This window comes from Saccharospirillum mangrovi, from assembly GCF_003367315.1.
Classification (GTDB): domain Bacteria; phylum Pseudomonadota; class Gammaproteobacteria; order Pseudomonadales; family Natronospirillaceae; genus Saccharospirillum; species Saccharospirillum mangrovi.
The window spans coordinates 67,205-83,674 of the sequence record NZ_CP031415.1 but is presented as its reverse complement, the minus strand read 5'-3'; the positions used below and the strand labels follow the sequence as shown (position 1 = coordinate 83,674).

The window sequence follows — 16,470 nt, the reverse complement described above, 5'->3', positions numbered from 1 at the left end:
GCCATCTCAACCATCTGAGGACTGCGTGCAGTGTCATCGTTCGACCATAGCAATTACGAACAGGAAGGGAGCCACCGCGTCGGCCGACTCAGGCAACTTGCCCACGGTGAATGTTGTGCAGCCGTTCAATCAGCCGATCTTCCAATTCAAAGCGTTCGGTCATGCGCTCGCCCAGCTTGGACAGATCGGCCGCCAGGTCATCAGCGTGGCGGGCACATTGTTCGGCGGTGTCGAATTTGTCGTTGAAATAGAGGATGAATTCGGTGGTGGTTTCGAGCGCAGGATAGAGTTGATGTGCCAGGTCGAGCCCGCCGTCATCAAACTCGCGCGCTTCGCGAATCAACTGTTCGTAGATTTCAAAATGGCCGGCGGAAACATAGTCCATCAAGGTTTCGCAAAAGGCTTGCAGCGGCTCAACCTGGGCGTCCGCAGCCAGATCGCTTTTCAGTTTGAAATAGGCCACCAGGGTGCGATTTCGGTTGTCGAGCCAACGGTCGATCATCTGATGCGTACCGCCCCAACGTTCCTGTGCCGTCTTGCAATCTTCGAGCATGCCGTTCCCCACTGTGCGCCTTTCAACAGGGCAATCCGTCGGTTTGCCACTGGGCTGATTTTCCCGGAAGACTCACTATAGGTCAGGCACCCATACCCGACAACTGCCCGTATGATGCAGTGGGCAGCCTGCGCTGGCGCGACTAGAATGACTGGACTGCGTTGCGACAAGCGACCAGGATGTTGGCCCTGTCGAGTGTTTCAGGAGGAGTTAATGCTATGACTTCGCTGCGTTTTTATCGTCGTTGGTTTCAGGTCGCGGCCTGGGTATTGGTCGCTGTTGTGTCTATGTTCAGTCTGACCGTTCAGGCCGAAGACGAACCGGTTGGCCCTAACTACGTGGCCCTGGAGCCTCAATTCACGCTGAACTATGGACAGGGTGATCGGTTGAAATACGTTCAGTTGTCGGTCACGCTGGAAGTGGACAACAACAACGCTGCGCTGGAAGTGAACGCCCATTCCGATTCCATCCGTCACGCCGTGATCATGCAGTTTGCACAGGAAGAAGAAGCCACGCTGCGCAGTGTGGAAGGTCGCGAACTGGTGCGCGAACGTTTGCTGGATCGACTGCGGGCGGTGATGGAACGTGAAGTAGGCGAAGCGATGATTCGCAAGGTGCTGTTTACGTCGATTGTGGTTCAGGGCTGAACCGCAAAGCATTCACTCAGGCAGAGCGATTGGAGTTGGGTTCCTGGCGGGCGGCATCCTGTTGTTGCCGTTGTCGCTGCTGAAAATTCTGAAAGCCGTCGTCCCAGCCGGATTCCCAGGCCGCCACCAACACATCATTCTGAAAGCAACAGTCTTCGGCGCCACGGCCAGTCAGACCTACCATATAGCCTTGTTGGTAGGCTTTATTGAGGCTGTCCAGCGTCCAATGCGTGCGCTCCATCCGTTGCTAAACCTCGGGATTGGTCGTCATCTGACTTGGGGATGATGTATCTGCCCGCCGCCAAAAAACCATTGTCCGGCCGCCGACAGGAAATAGTGATGTAACTCACAATACTACTCCTTCTCAACCGGACAATGTAAGCCCCAGCCAGTACGCCCTTTGGCTTATTGACGCAAATAGCGACTCAGAAACCCATCGAAGTCGTCGTCACTTTCCGCTTCCATTCGCTGCTGGGCCGCCAGGCTGGTCTTGGCCGCTTCGTTCAGAGATGCGAAACCCGCCTGATCGCTGGGATCGTCTTTGCGACACAAGGCGTGTTGTTCCGCCAACGCCATACTGGCCTGACGATAGGAGCCGGCGGCGCGAATCTGTTCCAGGAACCGGGCCGACGGCGTCAGGTCCGCATTCAGAATTTTTGATCGCTGCGCCTCGACCGCTGCGGCATAACCGGAACCCGGCGCCAGGGCGTCCAGTTCCACCGCCATCGTGGCTAATGAATCCAATACTCGCTGGCCTTGTTCGCGCAAACCGACGGCCTGGCCGTTAAACACCAATTCCAGTTTTGGATCTCGCCCGGCGGCTGCGACGCGTTGGTTGTTCTCGCGCAAACGGAAGCAGTCGTCGCGCTGAATCAGGCCGTTGTCCTGCACCAGACACCAGAACAAGAACAGATCGACAAAGCGCATGCGTTCGACGTCGATGCCATAAGGTGTAAACGGATCAACATCCAGACAACGCACTTCGATGTATTCGACGCCGCGTTCGTTCAACGCGTGGATGGGTTTTTCGCCACTGTGCGCAACGCGTTTAGGTCGCAAATCGCTGTAGTACTCGTTCTCGATCTGCAAAATAGCGGTGCTCAACTGACGGTATTCGCCGTTCACCTTGGTGCCAATGGCTTCGTAACGCGGGTACGGCGTGTGAATCGCTTCAGACAGGGTTTCTGCGTAGGTTTCCAGGCTGTTGAAACAAACGTACAGACTGCTTTGCGCGCTGTTGGAATAGCCCAGATCGCTCATCCGCAAGCTGGTGGCATAGGGTCCAAAAAGGGTGTCGTCACCCAGCGGTTCCAGGCAGCTACTGCCCTGGGGCAAAAAGCTGCGGTCGGCCGCCGGCGAGGCACCAAACAAATACAACAGCAGCCAGGAATGACGACGGAAGCCGCGGATCAGACTGAAATATTCGCGGTTGATGAACGCCTGCAGCGGGCCATCCCAACCCGAGCGCTGCGCCCAGTCCGCCCAGAAATCGCCCGGCATCGACCAGTTGTAATGCACGCCAGCGATGGTCTGCATAATGCGACCGTAACGGTGCCACAGGCCGTGCCGGTATATCGTTTTCAATCGACCGATGTGGCTGCTGCCGTACTGAGCAATGGGAATCTCCGTCTCAGCCGGTAGACGGGTCGGCATGGACGCCGGCCACAGTTGTTCGCCATTCAGTTGCGTCAGTGCAAAGCGATGCAACAAACCCAGCTCTGCCAACGCGCCTTCGGGTTGGTCGTGAATGCCGGTGATGAATTCCAGCAACGACTCGGAATAATCGGTGGTGATGGACGAGTGCGTCAGTGCCGATCCCAAACCCGCCGGGTGCGCTGTCTGCGCGATATCGCCAGTGGGCGTGGCGCGCAGCGTTTCGCGTTCGATGCCACGGTTGAATTTCAACCAGGCGGGGTTCAGGTCGGTCAGTTGGCCCAGGCGGGTGAGGGTTGGCAAGGGTGTTTCCTCTGTCAGGGCCGGTTACACACAACGAACCGGCCATCAATCTTCGCCGTCAGTGGGGCCAAGCCTGAGGCTTTCCAAGCGTGGCCGATGTCCGGTTTTCAGCCTATCAGAGCCGTCCACCCTTTTTCTGCAGCGCCTGTTGCAACTGGGCACCCAGAGCTGTTTGCTGCGCCGGTTCCGGCTGGCGCGGCCGGCGTGACTGGCCGCTACGGCCAGCCGAGGCGTTGCGGTTGTCGCCACGCTCTGGCTGGCTGCCGGCTTCGTCGTCCAATCGCATCGACAATCCGATGCGCTTACGCGCCGCATCGACTTCCATCACCTTTACTTTGACGATATCGCCGGCTTTAACGACATCCGACGGGTCTTTAATAAAGTTGTGGCTCATCGCAGAAACATGCACCAGGCCGTCCTGATGCACGCCAACATCAACGAAAGCGCCAAAATGCGTAACGTTGGTGACCACGCCTTCCAGCACCATGTTCGGGCGCAGATCGGCCAGCGTTTCAACGCCGTCCTGGAAGTTGGCGGTTTTGAATTCCGGACGCGGGTCGCGGCCCGGTTTTTCCAGTTCGCGCAGGATGTCGGTCACCGTCGGCACACCGAAAGTTTCGTCGGTGTAATCCTCGGCTTTGAGGCCACGCAAAAAGGCCGCGTCGCCAATCAAGTCGGTCACTTTCTTGTGCACGCTGCCGAGGATGCGCTCCACCACCGGGTAGGATTCGGGGTGCACTGAAGAGGCGTCCAGCGGGTCGTCACCGCCCATGACTTTCAGGAAGCCCGCCGCCTGCTCAAAGGCTTTCGGCCCCAGGCGACTGACGTCTTTCAATTGCTTGCGGCTGCGAAACGCGCCGTTGGCGTCGCGGTGCGCCACGATGTTGCCGGCGATGGTTGCGTTCAGTCCCGATACCCGGCTCAGCAGCGGCACTGACGCCGTGTTCAGATCAACACCGACGCCGTTCACACAGTCTTCCACCACCGCATCCAACTGACGCGCCAGCGCCACCTGTGACACATCGTGTTGATACTGGCCGACGCCAATCGATTTCGGATCGATCTTCACCAGTTCCGCCAGCGGATCCTGCAAACGCCGGGCGATGGAAATGGCGCCGCGAATGGTCACATCCAGATCGGGAAATTCCTTGGCGGCGAACTCGGATGCCGAATACACCGAGGCCCCGGATTCATTGACCATCACCGCCTGCGCCTTCAGTTCGGGATGGTCTTTGAGCATGTCTTTAACAAAACGTTCCGTCTCACGGCTGGCGGTGCCGTTGCCAATGGCGATCAGCTCGATCTGATGTTTGGCGCACAAGGCGGCCAGCACCTGCGCCGATTCGCGCGTTTTGTTCTGCGGCGGGTTGGGGAAGATGGCACCGTGATCGACAATTTTTCCGGTCGCATCCAACACCGCGACTTTGACGCCGGTACGCAAACCCGGATCGAGTCCAACGGTCGGTTTCGGGCCGGCCGGTGCGGCCAGCAGCAAGTCTTTCAGGTTCTTGGCGAACACATCAATGGCGGCCTGCTCGGCGTCTTCACGCACGCGGTTAAACAGATCGGTTTCGATGTGCGTAAGCAGTTTGACGCGCCAGGTCCAGCGCACCACTTCAGCCAGCCAGCCATCGGCAGCGCGGCCTTGGTCTTCAATGCCAAAACGCTCCGCCACCAGCACTTCGCCCTGACTGGCGCCGCGCGGCTCTTCGCCTGGAAAGCCCAGCGACAATTGCAGTACACCTTCGTTGCGGCCACGAAACATCGCCAACGCGCGGTGGCTGGGTACTTTTTTGATGGCTTCGTCGTGTTCGAAATAGTCCTGGAACTTAGCGCCTTCGTTCTCTTTGCCTTCGACCAGACGCGCACGCATCTCGCCGTGTTGCCATAAATAGTCGCGCAACTGGCCGATCAGCACGGCGTCTTCGGCAAAGCGCTCCATCAAAATGGCGCGCGCGCCGTCGAGCGCGGCTTTGGTGTCGTCGATGCCTTTGTCGGCAGCAATATACTTCGCCGCTTCCGTTTGCGGGTCGAGCGTCGGATCGTTGAACAGGCTGTCGGCCAGCGGTTCCAGACCCGCTTCGATGGCGATCTGGCCTTTGGTGCGGCGCTTGGGTTTGTACGGCAGGTACAGATCTTCGAGCACGGTTTTGGTGTCGGCACCGGCGATGGCGCGCGCCAGTTCGTCGGTCAGCTTGCCCTGTTCATCGATGCTCGACAGGATGGCCGCGCGGCGGTCTTCCAGTTCACGCAGGTAGCGCAAGCGGTCTTCCAACGTGCGCAATTGGGTGTCGTCCAGCCCGCCGGTCACTTCCTTCCGGTAACGACTGATAAAAGGCACGGTCGCGCCTTCATCCAGCAGCGCGACGGCGGCGCTGACCTGGCGTTCGTTGACCTGAAGTTCGGTGGCAATGCGGCTTTCAATGGACGGCATGGACGCTTCCGCTGTGGCTGAATTCGAGCGCGAATCATTAGTCAAAGCGGCCGCTATTTCAAGGCGGAAACTGTGCGCTAAATCCTTGATTCAACAACAAAAAGCTGGACGCCTGCGGTGGCGCGGTTGTGGCTGCGCTTAGCGCCACTCATAATCGCCCGCTCAGTCTTTTCAGGTCTGGCGGTTTATGAGCGAACGCGATCTTGTTCTGGTCGGTGGCGGCCATACCCATGCGCTGTTGTTGCGTCGGCTGGCCATGAAACCGCTGCCAGGCGTTCGCGTCACTTTGGTATCCGACCTCAGTGTGGCGCCCTATTCGGGCATGTTGCCGGGGCTGGTAGCCGGTCATTACAGCGCTGACGACATTCACATCGACCTGAACCGACTGTGCCGCTGGGCCGGCATTCGTTTTATTCAGGCGCGCTGTATTGGCCTGGATGCCAACAACAAACGCATTCAGCTCGACGGCCAGCCGGATCTGGCGTTCGACACCCTCAGCATCGACACCGGCGCAACGCCCGACCTTTCCGTACCCGGCGCTCGCGATTTTGCCGTGGGTGTGAAACCCGTCAGCCAGTTCCACGCCAAATGGCAGACATTAATCAACCAAGCCGAGCACGGCGGGCATTGGGGCGTGGTTGGTGGCGGCAGCGCGGGCGTGGAACTGGTGCTCGCGATGGCGCATCGACTCGGCTCGGATAGCCCGGTAAAGCTGCATCTGGTGTACAACGGCGAACGTATTTTGCCCGGCGCGCCCGCTCGGGTTGTGCGGGCCGCCCAAGCGGCTTTGGACGCTTACGGCATTGAGCGCCACCCAACTTTCCGGGTCGCCCGAGTCTTGGCCGACGGCTTGGTCGCCAACAACGGCCAAACGCTGTCGCTCGATCAAACGCTCTGGTGCACCTCGGCGGCCGCGCCCGACTGGCCGAAAACGTCCGGTCTGGATTTGGCCGATAACGGCTTTATTGCCGTCAATCGTTACCTGCAATCGACGTCGCACCCGGATATTTTTGCCGCCGGCGATGTGGCGGAAATGACCTTCGATCCGCGCCCCAAAGCCGGCGTCTACGCCGTGCGCCAGGCTCCTTTTCTGTACGCCAACCTGAAACGCGCCGTTACCGGCCAGCCATTGCAACCGATGCGGTTGCAGCGGCGTTTTCTGTCGCTGTTGTCGCTCGGCGGCCAGCACGCGGTTGGTCATCGCGGTGGCTTTGTCGTCAGCGGTGCCTGGGTCTGGCGCTGGAAAGATCACATTGACCGGGCCTTTATGGCGCGCTTTCAGAATCTGGGTGCGCCCAAGTCGATGGCCGGCGACGACAGCGCCATGGACAGCCCGCACTGCGCCGGCTGCGGTTCCAAGCTGGCACCGGCCATTTTGGCAGGCACGCTCGACCAGCTGCCGCGCCACCAACGCTCGGGTTTCAGTCCCGCTCTCGGCCACGCCGAAGACGCCGCCAGCTGGCAACCAACGCCCGGTCGGCTGCAAGTACAAAGCATCGATGGCTTTCGCGCCTTCAGTGACGATCTCTACCGTTTTGGTCGAGTCGGCGTGCTGCACGCGCTGAGCGATCTGTACGCCATGGGTGCCGAGCCGATGGCAGCGCAGGTTTGGGCGACGTTGAATTATCAGCACCCGCGACTGCAAAAACGCGATTACGACCGCCTGATGCACGGCGTCGCCGACGCGCTCTACGCCGAAAACGCCGTGCTCGCCGGCGGCCACAGCACCGAAGGCCCGGAGTGCCAGCTCGCCTTGGTCGCACAAGGCGAAGCCGAGCCGACGCAGTTGTGGCGCAAAACCGGCGCTCAACCCGGCGATGTATTGGTGCTGACCAAACCGCTCGGCACCGGCGTGATTCTCGCGGCCGATATGCAAGCGGCCGCGCCAGCACGGGCGATGGCGGCAGCCTGGACATCGATGCTCGAATCCAATCAGCAAGCCGCCGCAGCATTGCGGGCTTTGCGGCCGAATGCCGTGACCGACATCACCGGCTTCGGCTTGCTCGGCCATCTGCTGGAAATGCTTGATGATTCGCTCACTGCCCGGCTGGAAAGCCGCGCCATACCGGCCTTGGTTGGTTCGCTGGCGTTACTCGACGCTGGCTGGGAATCGACGTTGGTGCCGCAACTGGAACCCTATTTCAGTCAGTGCGAAATATCCGCAGACGTGCCCGCCGCGCTGCGCCGCCTGTTGCTCGACCCACAAACCTCCGGCGGCTTATTGATCGCCTTGCCGGCCGGTCAATGGCCGACGCTGGCGGCCGCCTTACCGCGCGCGGTTGTCATCGGGCAGTTGCATCGACGCGACGCTGGTCAGGCAGCGGTAGAGGTGCGCTGACGGGAATCCTATAATCCCGGTCCGTTTTTAATAGCCGCGACCTCATGCCCGACCGCATCACACCCGACCAGTTACTACCGCTGCTGGCCGCCGACACCACCTTTATCGACGTGCGTGCGCCCATCGAGTTCGCGCAGGGCCACGTGCCCGGCGCGCTCAACCGGCCGTTGATGACCGACGACGAACGCCACCGCGTGGGTCTGTGCTACAAGCAGCAAGGCCAGAAAGCCGCTGTCGCGCTCGGTCATAAGCTGGTCTCGGGCGAGGTCAAAGCCGCGCGCGTTCAGGCCTGGCTTGAAGCAGCCGCACAGCCGGACAAAACCCTGCTGTATTGCGCCCGGGGCGGCATGCGTTCGTCGATCAGTCAAAGCTGGATGCATGAAGCGGGGTTGGATTTACCGCTGGTGCAGGGCGGCTACAAAACGCTGCGCCACACCTTGATGGCGCAAAACGCCCGCTTCGACGACACGGCTGATTGTATTGTCGTCGCCGGCCGCACCGGCGCGGGCAAAACCAAAGTCATCGAAGCCAGCGGCAACGCCCTCGATCTGGAAGCGCTCGCCAACCATCGCGGTTCGGCGTTCGGTCGCCGCACCACCGCCCAACCCAGCCAGGCGAATTTCGAAAACGCGCTGGCGATGGCGACGTTGCACATCGACCTGCAACGCCCGGTCGTGCTGGAAGACGAATCGCGCAACATTGGCAGTGTGCATTTGTCGCAACGATTGGCGGAACGAATCAAAACCGCGCCAGTGGTGATGCTGGACGTATCGATGGCCGAACGCGTGGAGGTGATATTGCAGGACTACGTTATCGGCTTGCAGGCCGAATACCGGCAGCAGTTTGGCGCCGATGGCTTTGCGCGGTATCGCGACTACATGGAAGGCGCACTGGCGCGGGTGAGCCGGCGGCTCGGTGGGTTGTTGTATCAACGCATCGACGACGAACTGCGTTTTGCGCTACAGCACCAGGCCGCCACCGGCGCTTTGGATGCGCACGGCGTCTGGATCGAATCCCTGCTGCGCGACTACTACGACCGGATGTACGACTACCAATGGCACAAGTCGCCGCGAGATGTTCTGTTCAGTGGCGGCCGCCAGGAATTGATCGCCTATTTAAACGAGCGTCAGAACGGCAACTCGTAAGTCAGGGTGACCATTTCCGAGCCAGGATTTACTTCGGTGATGCTGGCGTTAGACAAGTGCGAGTAATGCAGACCGATGCGCGTGGCGTCGGCAAATTCCCACAGCAAACCGCCGCTGGATCGCAACTCGAAGATGTGGCCGAGATCGGTGTCATCGCCATCGCCGTAAAAATACAGCCCCGGCCCAAAGCTGAACGTGAACGCCAGGCCGGTTTCGGACTGAGCAAAAAACGACGTACGGCTGACGCCGGTGTACAGATAGTGCGATTGCTCGCGGGTACGCATCAGGCCGACCAGGGGTTTGAAATCGTACCGCGTCAGGCCATCGGCAAATTGCGCTTCGACGCCGTATTGAGTGTCCTGGTTGTCGCGAAACATATCGTAAGTGCCGATAAACACCTTGGCGTAACCATCGTCATTGCTGGCCCAAACCGGACCGACCATCAACAGCAACACCACTAACCAACCGTACCGCACCATCGCACTCCTTCTTCAACACGCCTCAATCGGCCGGTCTTTTTACCACAGCCCGACGAACGGGTCTTGCGGCGCTTGCCTAACCAACAAGCGACTACCGCACTACTTCAGCCAATACCTGCACGGCCTGATGCAATTGCTCGGCGGTTACATAAGGTGCCGGGCCGATGCGCAGCGCATCGCCGCGACTGTCGGTGTACACATCGCGCGTTTTCAGCGCCTGAACGATGTCGGCCGCCTTGGGCGTATGCAGCACCAGAAAACCGCCGATGTGATCGAGCGGCGTGTCGGGCAAACGCACATGGTCGGGCCATTCCCGTTCGCGCAACAGATTCAGCAAATGCTGTTGCTGGGCTTTGTAATGCGGATAAAGGCGGTTCGGCGTCAGTTGCTGTTCGGCAAAAAACTCGAGCACGGCAACGGCGCGGTAATGGCTGGTGGTGTCGTAGGTCGAGCCTTCAAACGCCCAGCGGCCACGACCGTATTGCACCTGGCCGTTCGGTGCCCGATTCAAGCTGGCAAACTCGGCGTACCAGCCGGTAACCAGCGGTCGCCAATCGCAGTCTTTGGGCACGCGCAGGAAGCAATTGCCTTCGCCAAACTGACAGTATTTGTAACCGCCACCGACCACAAAAACGCTGTCCAGTTTCAATTCGCGAATCGACCAGGGCAACACATTCACAGCGTGATAGGCGTCGAGCAACAGCGGCACTTGTTGTTGCGCACAGCCGGCCGCCAATTCACTCAGCTGCGGCACGACGCGCCCGGTTTGAAACAACACCGCCGAACACAACACGGCCGCGGTTTGGTCGTTCACTTCCGCGAGCAAACGTTCCGCTAATGTACTGACCGGCTCGCTGGCAACCTTGACCACCTCGACCGAGGTTTCATTCAACCGATCGAGCAAGCGCCGCATCGAGTGAAATTCGCCGTCGGTGGTGATCAGTCGCGGTTTGGCCTGCAACGGCAGCGCCGACAACCAACGCACCAGCAATTCCTGAGTGTTCTGAGCCAGGGTGTATTCACCCGTCGGATCGTCCAACAGGCGGGCGTAGCCGGCGCGCAATTGATCGGCCTTTTCGAACGCGACCGACCATTTGTCGTCGACGTGCGTCGCGGCGTCTTCAATGGCTTGCAGTTGGCCGTCGAACGCGACATCGGGCCAGGCCTGGTGCGAATGGCCGGTCAGCAGAATGCGTTCATCAACACGGAATTTCTGGTAGTGGCGTTGCAGGGCGCGGGCGGTGTCTTGCCAGTCGCGCGAGGAGTGGTTGGCGGTCATCGTAAAACGGTCCTGTCGGAAACGTTCGCTAGCCTAGCACTAAAGCGCAGCGTTCCGGAGTTGAGACGGCCGGTCGCATCGCTGACAAAACGCTTCTTCGATATGCTCGGCCGTCGATGCGCCTGCTTTGTCGGAGTCTTGTTGTGATGTCTCAGCCCGAATTTCCGTTTGCCTTACCCAGCCAACCCGAACACCAGTCCGCGTTGCCGGAAGCCTGCGATGTCGTCGTGATCGGCGGCGGTGTGATTGGCGTGATGAGTGCCTGGTTCCTGGCGAAAAAAGGTTTGCGTGTGGTGCTGTGCGAGAAAGGTCGCATCGCCGCTGAACAGTCGTCGCGCAACTGGGGTTGGGTGCGGCAACAAGGTCGGGATTTGCACGAACTGCCGATCATGATGGAAGCCAACCGACTGTGGCAGCAGTTGTCGGCCGACAGCGACGAAGACCTTGGTTTTCGTCAGACCGGCATTCTGTATCTGGCCGACAGCGAAAAAGAACTGGCGCAGTTTGAACACTGGCACGGCGAAGCGGTCGAGCGTGGTTTGGATACCCACTTGCTCAGCCCGGCGCAATTGAACGAAAAGCTGCCCGAGCATCGCACGCGCTGGTTCGGTGGCCTGTTTACCCCTGGCGATGGCCGCGCCGAACCGTGGCAAGCGGTGCCGGCCTTAGCGCGGGCAGCGGCCAAAACGGGCGTGACCATTATCGAGCAGTGCGCGGTACGGACGCTGGAAACCCAGGCTGGACAGTTGCGTGCGGTGGTCACCGAGCGCGGTGTGATTCGCTGTGAGCAAGCCGTATTGGCCGGCGGTGCCTGGTCGGGTTTGTTCGCGCGCAACGCCGGCATTTCCATTCCGCAGTTGTCGGTGCTGGCGTCTGTCGCGGCCACGACTGCTTTGCCGAATTTCTACGACGGCCAGGTCGGCACACCCAACTACGCGTTTCGTCGCCGACTCGACGGCGGTTACAACATCGCGCCCGGTTACACCCATAACTTCTTTATCGGCCCGGACGCCTTCCGGCATTTTTTCAAATACCTGCCGCAACTGCGCCACGATTTCAGCGGCACTCGTTTTCACCCGGCCGCACCCAAACATTTTCCCGACGCCTGGCGCACAGCGCGTCGCTGGAGCGGCGGCGACATCAGCCCATTCGAACGCCAACGCATTCTGAATCCGACACCCAACCACACCGCACTGACGCAAACGCTCAATGCAATCAAAGCCTCGTTCCCCGGTTTTGCCGAGGCACAGATTCGTCACAGCTGGGGCGGCATGATCGATACGATGCCGGACATCGTGCCGATTGTGGATCGCGTGCCGTCGTGCCCAGGCCTGGTGATCGCCACCGGCATGAGTGGGCACGGCTTTGGTATTGGACCGGGTATGGGACGGGTGGTGGCGGACTTAGTGGCCGAGCAACCGATCGGTCACGACCTCAGTCGGTTCCGTTTCAATCGCTTCCACGACGGTTCGAAGATTGAGTTGAGCCCGGCATTCTGACGGGATGGTGGTTTAGGGCCGCACTCGGCAGTGAGGCTTTCTGAGCGGGACGCTGCAAGTACATCCCTGTACGCTCGGCGATCCACATCCCTGTGGATCGACGCCCACTCAGAAAGCCTCACTACCGAGTACTCCTGCATAGCCTGTCGGTTACGGCTGCAAGCGTTCCAAAACCCACTGCGACCCTTCGCGCCGATACATAAACCGATCGTGCAATCGGCCGCCACGGCCTTGCCAGAATTCGATCTGTGTCGGCTCGATGGCGTAACCGCCCCAGAACGGTGGCAGCGGAATGTCTTCCTGGTCGGCAAAACGTGCTTCGGTGTCGGCGAAGGCAGCATCGAGCGCTTCGCGCGAGGCGATCGGCTGGCTTTGCTGACTGGTCCAGGCGCCAATCTGGCTGTTGCGTGGCCGCGAATGGAAGTATTGCGCTGACGCCGCCGCGTCGAGTTTCTGCGCCGTGCCGTACACCACCACCTGCCGCTCCAACGCCAGCCAGCCGAAGTGCAGACTGACCTTGGCATTGGCGGCAATGTCGCGGCCTTTGTGGCTGTCGTAATTGGTGTAAAACACAAAACCGCGCTCATCCAACGCTTTCAACAACACCACGCGCTGGCTCGGCTGGCCGCTGGCATCAACCGTCGCCAAGGTCATCGCTGTCGGGTCGGCGCTCAGTTGCGCATCGACCGCCTGTTTCAGCCAGCCTTCGAATTGACGAATCGGATCGGCCTCGAGGTCGGCACGATTTAGCCCCCCTTGCAGATAATCGCGGCGGATGTCATCGAGTTTCACGGTCGTTCTCCCGGTTCAGATTCGTGGCGTTAACGCGGCTGGCAGCTGGGACAATAAAAAGTACCGCGGTTGCTGGTGCGCATTTCTTTGATCACGGTTTCGCAGCGTTTGCACGGTAGGCCAGCACGACCGTACACATTCAGCGATTGGGCAAAATAGCCCGGCTTGCCATCGCCGCCGACGAAATCGCGCAGCGTGGTGCCGCCCTGATTGATCGCCAACGCCAGCACTTGTTTGATGGTGCTGACCAACCGTTCGCACTCGGCTTTGCTGATGCGCCCGGTGGCTTTATGGGGATAGATACCCGCCATAAACAGCGCTTCGTTAGCGTAGATGTTGCCGACGCCCACAACGACGCGGGCGTCCATAATGAAGGTTTTGATTTTGGTTTTACGCTTGCGGCTGAGTGCGAACAGGTAGTCGGCGTCGAAGTCGTCGCTGAGCGGTTCCGGGCCGAGATGCGCAATCAGTTCGTGCGCTTCCAGCGGTGCTTCGGTGTACAGCCAGGCGCCGAAACGACGGGGGTCGTTGTAGCGCAGCCGCACGCCGTTATCGAGTTCCAGATCCAGATGATCGTGTTTGCCCGGCGTCGGGTCGTCGAGCAATACCCGCAAACTGCCGGACATGCCCAGGTGAATGATCAACACACCGCGTTCAAGTTGAATCAGCAGGTATTTGGAACGGCGCTGGGTGCCGAGAATTTTTTGGTCCTGAAGCTGCGCCGGCATGTCCGGTGTCACCGGCCAGCGCAAACGGCCATCGCGCACCGTCAGGCGTGAAATGCGTCGCTCCAGAATGTGAGGCTCGATACCGCGTCGCGTGGTTTCGACTTCGGGCAGTTCAGGCATGGCTTAATCCGTTGTCCGGGCGGTCCGCCGAAAGACGGCGATTATGGCACGAAGGGCCGGGCACGACATGAGCTGTCGAACCCGGCCTTTGGCTTAGCTGACTTTCTGAGCGCGCAGCAACAGGAACAACGGAATTTCCTGCACCGCACGACGTTCAGCCCGGCTCAATTTCTGGTTCGGCTGCAATGCTTCCAGCATCGGTATTTCCACCAGCCGATCCACCTGCAAGCCACTGCTCACCAATGCGCTGACGTAGTGTTCCAGCGGCCGGTGATAACTGCGCGTCGTGCCCTGGCCACTTTGGTGTCGTTGCATCGGTATGTTCAATGGCGACAGATAACTGTCCACCCGCCGGTACTGCAATTGACGACCGCCATCCCAACCCCAGCCGCTTTGGCGAGGAATGCGAAAGCACGGATGCGTCATCAGAATCACCAGCCGACCGCCAGGGCGCAACAGGGCCGCTGCGTTGTCGATGGCCGGCTGCAACGGGTTGATGTCCTGCACGCTCAGCATAAACACCGCCGCATCAAAGGCCGCCACACCCAAACGGGCCGGCAAAGCCGGGTCGGTGACATTGGCGACAATAAAACGACGGCCGGTTCCAGCGTTGTGCTTGTGCGCCCGGCTGATCAGTTTTCGGCTGAGATCGACGCCGGTATAGCTCAACCCCAGCCGACCGACCGATTCAGCCAACGCACCCGGACCGCAGCCCAGGTCGACCAGCCGTTCACCGGCCTGGCCGTCTATGGCGGCCAATAAAGCAGGGATTGCCAGCTTGCGGTGGTGAATACTGCCACGCGGACCAGACCAGCCCGCGTACCAATCAGCAACACCGTCCCAGCTCTGGCTGGAACGAGACGAAATGGATTGTTTTGCCATCACAGATTTTCCTGTCGTTAAGTTCGACGGAAACGCAGCGACGAGCAGGCCCTGGCATCCAAACGTGGTTTGGATCGGAAAGGTGTCGAAAAGGAGGAGGTCGGTACCGTCTGCTCGCCACTCAGGCGAAGCGCAGACGACCAAACACGATGTCAGCAAAAGCCATCAACGACATGATGGGGAACCCTGGTCAGTAAGAACGCGGGCGCATTCTAGGAAGCCTTGTTGTGGCGGGTCAAGCAGGCGCTATAACTACGGGCACAAAAAAACCGACGCTGCAAAACAGGGTCGGTTTTTTCAACAAAGCCGAGACTTACTTGATCTTGGCTTCTTTGAACATCACGTGCTTGCGAACCACCGGATCGTATTTCTTGAATTCCATCTTGTCGGGGGTATTACGCTTGTTCTTATCGGTGGTGTAGTAGTAACCGGTACCGGCGCTGGACACCAACTTGATCTTGTCACGCATGACTAAGCTCCTTAGACCTTCTCGCCACGGGCACGGATGTCGGTCAGAACCGCTTCGATGCCCTTCTTGTCGATGATGCGCATGCCCTTGGAAGAAACACGCAGTTTGACGAAGCGCTTTTCACCCTCAACCCAAAAACGGTGAGTGTGCAGGTTCGGCAGGAACCGGCGCTTGGTCTTGATTTGAGAGTGGGAAACGTTGTTCCCGGTTACAGGACGCTTACCTGTAACTTGGCAAATTCTGGACATGGTGCAATCGCCTCCGATTCTTCGGTCAGACCGACGTTATAGCTCTATGAATGTGGCTTCGAGTGTGAAGCCGGGAGTCCGGCCGGCACGCTTGCCGTCTGGCCCCGATCCGCCCTGTCGATCCGGGGCCCGGATAAAATGAGGCGCGTTTTATACCAGAAGGCCAGAACCAACTCAAGCGTCCTGGTGAATCTTTGTGCAATCCTCATGCGCCGCCGACTTCGCGCAACCAGCCGCGTTCGGCGAAGCTGACCACCACACCGGCGCCAACCACCAGATGATCCAGTATCCGCACATCGATGGCATTCAGCGAATGGGTCAGCCGATCGGTAATGCGCCGGTCGGCGTCACTCGGTTCGGCCACACCGCTGGGATGATTGTGCGCGAGGATGACGGCAGCGGCGTTGTGCGCCAAGGCACGACGCACCACTTCACGCGGGTAGACCGCAGCGCCGTCGATGGTGCCGGTAAACAACGGCTCGTACAGCAGCACGCGGTGTTGACTGTCGAGCCAGATGCAGGCGAAAACTTCGTGCGGCAGGCTGCGCAACTGCGCCAGTACGAACGACCGGGCGTCGCCGGGCGAGCTTAATGCCGGGCCGGTGCGCAGTTCATCCAACAGATAACGCCGGCCCATTTCCAGCACCGCCTGCAACTGCGCAAACTTGGCACTGCCCAGGCCTTTACCGACACAGAACGACGCCTGATCAGCCGCCAGCAAAGCAGCCAGGCTGCCGTAATCATTCAAGAGCGTACGCGCCAGATCGACGGCCGTTATACCAGGCAAACCTGTACGCAGAAATATCGCCAGCAGTTCGGCATCGGTCAGCGCGGCTGCGCCGCGTTCCAACAATTTTTCCCGGGGCCGTTCAGCCGCCGGCCAATCGGTAATCGCCATCCT

At 59.8% G+C, this 16,470-nt stretch carries 16 protein-coding genes; 4 read left to right on the top strand and 12 right to left on the bottom strand.

The features are described from left to right. Positions 1-88: 88 nt before the first annotated feature. Positions 89-553 (bottom strand): sigma D regulator, encoded by a 465-nt coding sequence (rsd, locus tag DW349_RS00390; protein WP_108125708.1) that lies wholly within the window; start codon positions 551-553, stop codon positions 89-91. 218 nt (positions 554-771) lie between these two features. Between rsd and DW349_RS00385 the strand changes: the two genes are divergently transcribed. Further along, positions 772-1,200, top strand: a complete 429-nt coding sequence (locus tag DW349_RS00385; protein ID WP_157954353.1) for a flagellar basal body-associated FliL family protein — start codon at positions 772-774, stop codon at positions 1,198-1,200. A 16-nt stretch (positions 1,201-1,216) separates the two neighbouring features. Here the strand turns inward: DW349_RS00385 and rmf are convergent, their stop codons facing one another. The 3 genes from rmf to DW349_RS00370 all read right to left on the bottom strand — a co-directional run bounded on the left by rmf (position 1,217) and on the right by DW349_RS00370 (position 5,590). Continuing rightward, complete coding sequence (rmf, locus tag DW349_RS00380) at positions 1,217-1,441, bottom strand: ribosome modulation factor (protein WP_108125706.1); 225 nt, start codon at positions 1,439-1,441, stop codon at positions 1,217-1,219. A gap of 164 nt (positions 1,442-1,605) precedes the next feature. Next, a complete protein-coding gene (gene gshA / locus DW349_RS00375; protein WP_157954352.1) occupies positions 1,606-3,156 on the bottom strand; it encodes a glutamate--cysteine ligase in 1,551 nt (516 codons plus the stop codon). A 115-nt stretch (positions 3,157-3,271) separates the two neighbouring features. Further along, the gene (locus tag DW349_RS00370; RefSeq protein WP_108125704.1) at positions 3,272-5,590 is read right to left on the bottom strand and encodes a Tex family protein; all 2,319 of its coding nucleotides are present in this window, start codon (positions 5,588-5,590) and stop codon (positions 3,272-3,274) included. Between the two features lie 187 nt (positions 5,591-5,777). Between DW349_RS00370 and selD the strand changes: the two genes are divergently transcribed. Together selD and mnmH are read left to right on the top strand one after the other, a co-directional pair. Next, positions 5,778-7,928: a selenide, water dikinase SelD gene (selD, locus tag DW349_RS00365; protein WP_108125703.1), complete on the top strand. Its 2,151-nt coding sequence runs from the start codon at positions 5,778-5,780 to the stop codon at positions 7,926-7,928. Positions 7,929-7,972: 44 nt separating this feature from the next. After that, on the top strand, positions 7,973-9,073 hold the full coding sequence (gene mnmH, locus DW349_RS00360) for a tRNA 2-selenouridine(34) synthase MnmH (protein WP_108125702.1): 1,101 nt from the start codon (positions 7,973-7,975) through the stop codon (positions 9,071-9,073). Here mnmH and DW349_RS00355 read toward each other — a convergent pair. After that, a complete protein-coding gene (locus DW349_RS00355) occupies positions 9,055-9,552 on the bottom strand; it encodes an acyloxyacyl hydrolase (RefSeq protein WP_108125701.1) in 498 nt (165 codons plus the stop codon). The genes mnmH and DW349_RS00355 overlap by 19 nt on opposite strands. A 91-nt stretch (positions 9,553-9,643) precedes the next feature. Beyond that, positions 9,644-10,831, bottom strand: coding sequence for an aminotransferase class V-fold PLP-dependent enzyme (locus DW349_RS00350; protein WP_108125700.1), 1,188 nt, complete (start codon positions 10,829-10,831; stop codon positions 9,644-9,646). Positions 10,832-10,977: 146 nt separating this feature from the next. Here DW349_RS00350 and DW349_RS00345 point away from each other — a divergent pair, with 146 nt between their 5' ends. Further along, entirely contained in the window at positions 10,978-12,330 is a 1,353-nt protein-coding gene (locus DW349_RS00345) for an NAD(P)/FAD-dependent oxidoreductase (protein ID WP_108125699.1), read from the top strand. A gap of 150 nt (positions 12,331-12,480) precedes the next feature. On the opposite strand, the gene pdxH is transcribed toward DW349_RS00345, so the two are convergent. The 6 genes from pdxH to radC all read right to left on the bottom strand — a co-directional run bounded on the left by pdxH (position 12,481) and on the right by radC (position 16,467). Further along, positions 12,481-13,122, bottom strand: a complete 642-nt coding sequence (gene pdxH / locus DW349_RS00340; protein WP_108125698.1) for a pyridoxamine 5'-phosphate oxidase — start codon at positions 13,120-13,122, stop codon at positions 12,481-12,483. Between the two features lie 29 nt (positions 13,123-13,151). Then, positions 13,152-13,970: a bifunctional DNA-formamidopyrimidine glycosylase/DNA-(apurinic or apyrimidinic site) lyase gene (gene mutM / locus DW349_RS00335; RefSeq protein ID WP_108125697.1), complete on the bottom strand. Its 819-nt coding sequence runs from the start codon at positions 13,968-13,970 to the stop codon at positions 13,152-13,154. A gap of 93 nt (positions 13,971-14,063) precedes the next feature. Next, complete coding sequence (locus DW349_RS00330) at positions 14,064-14,852, bottom strand: class I SAM-dependent methyltransferase (RefSeq protein WP_108125696.1); 789 nt, start codon at positions 14,850-14,852, stop codon at positions 14,064-14,066. Positions 14,853-15,165: 313 nt separating this feature from the next. Next, on the bottom strand, positions 15,166-15,321 hold the full coding sequence (gene rpmG / locus DW349_RS00325) for a 50S ribosomal protein L33 (RefSeq protein ID WP_108125695.1): 156 nt from the start codon (positions 15,319-15,321) through the stop codon (positions 15,166-15,168). An 11-nt stretch (positions 15,322-15,332) separates the two neighbouring features. Then, positions 15,333-15,569: a 50S ribosomal protein L28 gene (gene rpmB, locus DW349_RS00320; RefSeq protein ID WP_108125694.1), complete on the bottom strand. Its 237-nt coding sequence runs from the start codon at positions 15,567-15,569 to the stop codon at positions 15,333-15,335. Between the two features lie 205 nt (positions 15,570-15,774). After that, a complete protein-coding gene (gene radC, locus DW349_RS00315) occupies positions 15,775-16,467 on the bottom strand; it encodes a RadC family protein (RefSeq protein WP_108125693.1) in 693 nt (230 codons plus the stop codon). Between the last annotated feature and the right edge of the window lie 3 nt (positions 16,468-16,470).